This is a genomic window from Streptosporangium sp. G11 (genome assembly GCF_051192615.1).
In the GTDB taxonomy this organism is placed as follows: Bacteria; Actinomycetota; Actinomycetes; order Streptosporangiales; family Streptosporangiaceae; genus Streptosporangium.
On the sequence record NZ_JBPJUQ010000177.1, the window covers coordinates 1 to 6752 of the forward strand.

Below are 6752 nucleotides of genomic sequence, written 5' to 3' on the forward strand. Positions count from 1 at the left end.
CTCAAGCCCACGCACGAAGACAACTATGCTGCCGCGTAGTCGAAAGCCCTGATGTGTCTACCAAACCGGGGCAACTCCAGAACAGCAGCGTGCAACCAACCGAGGATCCGCTCGGGGGGCCGGAGGAAGCCGCGCGGCTGATCCCGGGCTGGCCAGGTGTCAGCTCCCTGGTCCCGGACGTCTGCACCGTGTACCGGGTAGGGGCCGTCGTCCAGGTGTGGGCGCTCGGCTCGATGGTCGGCCAGCAGCATCTGCGCCGAGGCCGACCGGTCGGGGAGTTCGTGCTCGCGGTGCCGGCCCTCCAGGTCGCGAGCATGCGGATCGACCTGCGGACGGGTGATGTCCAAGGGCTGGCGGCCAGGGGGAAGCCGCGTCGGGTCAGCGCCGGTGCCGGCGGTGGTGTTCGTCGTTCTCGGCGGTGATGCGGGCGGAGGTCTCCTCGCCGAGCCGGACGTAGATGCCGAGGGTGGCCAGGTGCCGGTGGCGGGACTTGGCCTGCAGTTCGGCGGCGCTGCGGCCCTTGGCCGCGAGGTGGGTCAGCCCGGAGTGGCGCAGCTGGTGGAGGGTGTACCCGGTGCCGTGGGGGTCGTGGAGCTGGGAGGCCTGCTTGAACAGGTATTCGGCGCGAGGGTAGGACAACCGGCCGCGGCCGGTCTCCGGGCAGACGTCGACCAGGGCCGGGGTACGGCGTCCGGCGCCGGGTGCGCGCCGGTCGGCGAGGAACACCGGCCCGGCGGTGCGTCCGGCCAGCAGCCGGGGCAGCAGGCGGGCGGTTGGGGTTTCCCAGTGCACGTAGGCGCGGTCGCCGCCTTTCTCGGTGACCAGGGCGCGGCGGAACTCCGGGTCGAGGTCGGGCACGTCGAGGCCGAGGATCTCCTCGGCGCGGGCGCAGGTCTCGTAGAGCATCCGCCACAGCACCCGCTCGCGCAGTCCGTTGCGGTCGTCGGTGAACAGCCGCTCCAGCCGGGCGTGCGGGATGGCCTTGTCCCGGGTCCGGGTGACCTTGCGGCGTTCCAGGCGCCGGCCGGGGTCGGTGGTCAGCCAGTCCTGGCAGTGGCAGTAGGCGGTGAACGAGGTCAGCGCGGACAGGTGCTTGTTCGTGGCCTCCGCGATGATCACGTACATCAGGTTGCGCTTGAGCTCGGCCGACCGGGCGACCTTCCCGCCAGCGTGCACCAGGTGATCGGTGAACCCGGTCCGCGCGTCGACCTCCACCAGCACCGACGCGATCGGCACCCGCGGCAGCATCCCGGCCAGCTCGGCACGCAGCGCGTCGGCCTCGGCCGGCACGTCCTCGGCAGTCAGCGGCGGGATGATCAGCTCTCCGTCGTCGGTGAGCCGGACCTCGCCCGGGTTGCCTCTGGCCAGCTGGGCCTCCAGGTCGGCCAAGGCGGTGTGCAACTCGTCCTCGGCCGCCGCGAGCGCGTCGGCTGCCTCGACCGGCTTGCCGACCAGGTGGCAGAACTCCACCTTCTGCGGCGCCCACGCCTCCGGGGTGAGCAGGAACGACGCCGGATCGGCGTACCGGCGCGAGCCGGGCACGAAGATGTCACCGGAGCGCAGCCCGTCGCGCAGGCCGACCAGCACGGCCAGCTCCCAGTACCGGCGGTACGCGGTGACGTCGCCGGCCTGCTCCGCGGCGACCAGGTAGCCAGCCCACTTCGTCGGCACGAACCCGACCGGGGCACCGGCCGGGACCTTGCGGGCGCCGGTGGCGTACAGCCCGGCCAGCATGCTCACCGCCTGCAGCAGTTGCTCGGTGCCCGGACCGCCGGCGAACTGGACTGCGGCCAGCACGGCCGAGGCGAACTGGCGCAGGTACGACATCGAGGCATCCAGCATGCTGAGCTGCCCGTGGTCGCGGGGTAGCCGCTCACGGCGCTCGGCCCACGCCGCGCGCATCCGCTCCAGGCCGATGCTGGTGCGCAGCATGCTGCCGATCTGCTCATCGCCGATCGCCGGGTCCAGCACGATGGTCAAGACCTCGTCCAGCAGCGCCTGCCGGTTCTCGCCGCCCTTGGCCCGCTCGGCCAGGGCGTCGGCGACCTTCTGCTTCGCGGCGGCCTCCCGGCCGCTGATCGCCTGGTCGAACAGCAGCAGCGTCTCGTCGAGCACGTCGACGGCCGACTGCACCAGCAGCGTGAGCAGGATCGGATACCGGCGCTCCGGCTCGCGCCGCTGCAACGCCTGCCCGGTCAACCGGCGGCCGACCCCGGCGAGGAACCGGCGTCGCTCGGCCGGCAGCATCGACAGATCCAGCGTGTGTGCATCGAGGCGCCGCAGGTAGGCCAGCTTTTCCAGCTCGGCTTTCACCGCGGCCGGGCTCGATGAGGTCGGGCCCACGCCAGCGGCGTGCGGCCGAGGTAGGCGTCCGGGACCAGCAGCAGGTCCAGCTCGGCGCACCGGCGATCGGTGAGCAGATGCCGCACCCGTGCCCACGTCTCCGTCCGAGCGCAGGCCCGAGCCGCGGCCACCCGGCGCAGCAGCAGGATCACCCCGGGCCGGATCACCCGCGACGAGAGCAGGTACTCGCAGGCCAGCCGGAACAGCAGCTTCGGCGAGTCGTGCTCCATCGCCCGGGTAAACAGGAACTCGTCGAGGTCCTTCCACTCAGCGGTGTCCATCGACCGCCAGCCGACGTAGGCGGCCACCTCGCGTAGATGATCCGTACGGGTCTGCTCCCGCTCGCCGTACCCGCGCAGCTCACCCATCGCGATCCCGAGCCGCTGCGACAGCCGGCCCACCGCGGCGTCCGGCGCCAGCGCCACCTCATCAGGCACGAACCCGAGCCACGGCAGCGTGCACAGCTGGACCGCCACGCCCAGCACGTTGCGGCCCGTGCGGAACTGGCGCACGAACGCCTCGTCCGCACCGGTCAACGTGAAGTACCTGATCAGCTCAGCCCGGTTGATCTCCGGGAAGCCCCGAAGCCGCGCCAGTTCCTCCGCCGAGAACACGTCTTAAGTCGCCACGAATCCACCACCCGAGCATCGACCGTCACCAAACGGGACGGCACGCTACGGGCCGGATCAGAGCATGATCAACCCTCAGTTCTTACCGTTGTTTTTGGTCTGGAAACTACGGGCGGCCCCTTGGGGACGGCGCGGGCCCGGGGACCTGTTAAGGCTGGTCGTGCAGCTGGGTGCGGGCGGCTTCGGCCTGCTCGACGATGGTGGCCAGCACGGGGGCCGGGGCGTCCTTGTCGCGGAAGGTCTCCGGGGTCGGGGAACGCGGGGACAGCCGTTGGCGGTGAGATGGATCATGGCGCGGATGGTCACCGCGACCTGCGGAAACACTGAAGATCGTGTTGTCGCGCCGGACCGTCCCGCCATGTTCGGGTCGAAAGGCCGACTCGACACCGTTGGCCGTTCACCGCCCTGACCTGCTCGAACAGTCCGCACCGCCAATGACTGTCCCGCTGTTCCTCGACCCCGTGTTCACGTAGCTCAGCCGACCTGAGCGAAAGGGGACAGAACGCTTATTCTGTTCCGTTATTCCAGTTCGCTGACCTGGCAAATACAATCGCGTGTACCTGGTGACACGACTCTTGACGACACCCTAACTACCGGCGGTTTTCAGGTCGTCGCGGGTCTGCTCGAGGTCGGCGGTGCACTCGGCCAGCGCGGTGTGCAAGGTGGCGATCTGCCAGTCGTGGTCATCGGCCGCGGCGGCACCCTGGCGGCGTTCGGCCTCCAGGACGCCCTGCAGGGCGTCGCGTTCAGCGGTATCGGCACGCTCGGCGGCTATGGCGGCATCTTGCTGGGCGCGGGCGCGGGCGCGTTCGGCTTCGTGCTCGCCGGTCGCGCGCCAGGCTTCGCGTTCGGATGCCTTGGCGCGTTGTTGCGCCGCGGCGGCCTTGTCCGCGGCCTGCCGGCTGGCGGCGATCGCGGCCGCAGTCCCGTCCCGGGCGGCGGTGGCGCGCCGGTCGGCGGCGCGCTGCTCGGCGGCAGCGGCAGCGGCCCGAGCCTCTTCTGCGGCCTGCTCGGCCGCGTCGATCCGGGTGAGCGCGCCAGTGAAGGCGGTCAGCTGAGCCGTCCACTGCTCGCCCGCGTTCAGCAGGTCGCCGCTCAGCGCGCCGGTGCGGCGCAGCGCGTCGACGACGATCGGGGTGTGGGCGGCGTGCGGGCGCGATGCGGAGCGGCGCGGTTCACAGGTGCACGTGTGCCCCGTTCTCGCTCCCGCGCCGACCGGGCCGCAGCGGGAATTGATCGGGGCGGTTGGTCTCACCCCACGGCATCGGCGGCCTCGGCGGTTTCGGTGGTGGCGTGCAGGGCGGTCAAGATGGTCAGGATCCGCTCGGCGTCGGTGAGCAGGCTTCCGGTCACGGCCCAGCCGTGCGGCTGGTCCAGCTGGCCGGTGCGGACCTCTTCGGTCATCTGTTCCTGGATCGCGCCGGCCCGCTCCAGCGCGGCGGAGATCACCGCGCTCAGCCTCGCGGGCTCATCGGCGGTGCGCATCTGCGCTTGGAGCGCCTGGGCGAGCAGGTCCAGCAATGCGGCGTAGTCGCGGGCGAACTCGTCGCTGATCCACGGCGGACCGTCGGCGTGGCGGTGCCGGCGCTGGGCGGCATAGGCCAGCGCCCGCACCAGGGCGTGGATGTGCACGCCGATCTCGCTCATCGCCTCCAGCAGCCCTTCGTGATCATCGTTCGTCTCGGGGACGCGGGTGCGGCGCAGGTTGTAGCGGCGGCTTTCCGCGCCGTCGGCGATGGCCGCACTCGCTCGGGCCAGGTGGGCGTCCAGCCGGGCGGCGTGGCGCTGCCAGCCGGGCAGGTTCGACAGCTCACAGCGCTTACGTAACCCGCCGGCCACGGCCTCCAGGAGTTCGGCGGCCTCCTTGCTCAGCCGACGCACCGCCTCATGGGGGCGGCGCTGATACAGCGGCGGCCACAGCATCGCGTTGACCACTCCTCCAGACAGCGCGCCGATGCCGGTGGCCACCACATAGGCCAGCAGGTAGCGCTCCTGGGAGGCTGCGCCGAACGACAGCATCAACACCGCGGTGGTCGCCACGTCCGTGCCGTGCCGGCCCATCCGTCGCCAACGTGCGGCCACCAGCGCCGGTGGCACGACCAGCACCAGGCTGAAGGCGTTGAGGCCGATCAGGTGGCCGACGCTGCCGGCCAGGATGACACCGGCGGCCACCGCGCATACCCGCCGCACCCCGTTGGTCAGCGTCTGATACACCGTCGCGTGCACCATGATCACAGCGGTGGCCGGGGCGATCCACACCGTCTCGCGCGGCAGCAGCCGATCGGCCAGAAACCAGGCCAGCGCCGCGGCCAGGGTCGCCTTGGCGATCTGACGTACCTCGAAGCGCTGCTCGGAACCTCGCCGGCCCAGCCCGGCCACCTGGCTACGTAGATACCGCATCTCACGGCGAATCGTTGTCCTCAACCAACTCATGTCCCGGTTAATCACCATGTGGCTTTTACCGAATGTTGTGACCGAAAACCTACGCCGGGCTCACGACGATCAGAGGCCGGGAAGATCATCGGATGTCAACCCGGCGGACACGAGGGGACCATCCCCGCAGGCGCGGGGCTGACACGGTGTGCGGTGTGCGCCCTCTGTGCGGCCGCGGACCATCCCGCAGGCGCGGGCCGGCGGCATGAAGCCGTGGAATTCGCCGCGACGTGGTTGGGCAGGACCGGTTCGCGCGCTTCTGAGTCGCGTTACCTTTGCGCTGTGATACGCATCGTGGCGATTGATGTGGACGACACGCTCTGCCTGACCGAGGCGGTGTGCTTCGAACTGGAGAACGAGGTGTTAGCGCGAATCGGCCGCGAGCCGATGCCACGTGCTGTGCACATGTCGACGTGGGGACAGCCCCTGCTCGACGCGATGCCACAGCGCTCACCAGGCTTGGACCTTGAGGATTTCACGGCTGTTTATCAAGTTGTGCTCCGGGAGTATGTAGCAGACGGCCGGCTGGATGTCATCGCGCCGGAAAACCTCGAAGCGCTCGACGAGCTTGCCATCGCAGGACGCAGCATCATGCTGCTGACGTCGCGCACCGAAGCGGAGGTAGAACACCTGCTTGCTCCAGACCATGTGCTCGCTGACCGGCTCACCGCTGTCTACCACGGGGGCAACATGCGCTTTAGCAAACCTGACGCCCGCGCCTTCGATGAACTCCTTGCAGCCACTGGGCTGCAGCCCGGTCAATGCCTGTACGTCGGCGACTCCCCCAGTGACGCGCAGGCCGCCAACGGCGCCGGCTTGCGCTTTATCGCGTGCCTGCAAAGCGGCGTCAGACAGCGCGATGACTTCGATGCCTACCACGTCGACGCGTTCATCGACGCATTCCCGGATGTGGTCGACGCCGTAGCGCACCTCGAAAGCAGCCACATCCAGGGTTAGCAGTTACAGGGCCGTTTAATTAACAGACCCGACTTCGGTGCCTTCGTCTGCGTTGAAGACTCACCCCACGGCTTCGAGGGACTCTGCCCAACTTGGCCCTCCGCTCGGGTCGATGTCATAGGCCGCAAAGTAGGGGCGTATCCCCAGGTCAGGACAGCGCGCCGACGCCTGTCGAAATCCGCTCACCGCCCCGTTTACCGACGTTGATTCTCGGCACGAGTTTTCGACGCTCACCACCTGCGACCTCGTAGTTTCCCGGTGGAATGTCGACAGATGAGGGTTTGCCGACACTGCCGCGCGATTACACAGAGCTACTAATCACTCTTAACGAGTCCGCCACTCCGGCAGACTCGGGCCTGACAGCCGCCAGCGGGTGAGCACTCGCAGCTA

The 6752-nt window shown here is 69.5% G+C and carries 6 protein-coding genes; 2 read left to right on the forward strand and 4 right to left on the reverse strand.

Features of this window, described 5'->3' with window-relative positions:
• The first annotated feature begins 89 nt into the window (after window positions 1-89).
• The gene (locus tag ACSDR0_RS48920; RefSeq protein ID WP_435295837.1) at window positions 90-422 is read left to right on the forward strand and encodes a hypothetical protein; all 333 of its coding nucleotides are present in this window, start codon (window positions 90-92) and stop codon (window positions 420-422) included.
• Here ACSDR0_RS48920 and ACSDR0_RS48925 read toward each other — a convergent pair.
• From ACSDR0_RS48925 to ACSDR0_RS48940, 4 genes are all read right to left on the reverse strand, one after another.
• Entirely contained in the window at window positions 379-2313 is a 1935-nt protein-coding gene (locus ACSDR0_RS48925; RefSeq protein WP_435295838.1) for a tyrosine-type recombinase/integrase, read from the reverse strand. The genes ACSDR0_RS48920 and ACSDR0_RS48925 overlap by 44 nt on opposite strands.
• Window positions 2310-2957, reverse strand: a complete 648-nt coding sequence (locus tag ACSDR0_RS48930; protein ID WP_435295839.1) for a DUF4158 domain-containing protein — start codon at window positions 2955-2957, stop codon at window positions 2310-2312. The genes ACSDR0_RS48925 and ACSDR0_RS48930 overlap by 4 nt, the downstream gene beginning before the upstream one ends.
• A gap of 601 nt (window positions 2958-3558) precedes the next feature.
• Window positions 3559-4227, reverse strand: coding sequence for a hypothetical protein (locus tag ACSDR0_RS48935; protein WP_435295840.1), 669 nt, complete (start codon window positions 4225-4227; stop codon window positions 3559-3561).
• A complete protein-coding gene (locus ACSDR0_RS48940; RefSeq protein ID WP_435295841.1) occupies window positions 4224-5372 on the reverse strand; it encodes an FUSC family protein in 1149 nt (382 codons plus the stop codon). The genes ACSDR0_RS48935 and ACSDR0_RS48940 overlap by 4 nt, the downstream gene beginning before the upstream one ends.
• A 315-nt stretch (window positions 5373-5687) precedes the next feature.
• On the opposite strand from ACSDR0_RS48940, the gene ACSDR0_RS48945 reads away from it, so the two are divergent.
• Entirely contained in the window at window positions 5688-6362 is a 675-nt protein-coding gene (locus ACSDR0_RS48945) for an HAD family hydrolase (protein ID WP_435295842.1), read from the forward strand.
• The last annotated feature ends 390 nt before the right edge of the window (window positions 6363-6752 follow it).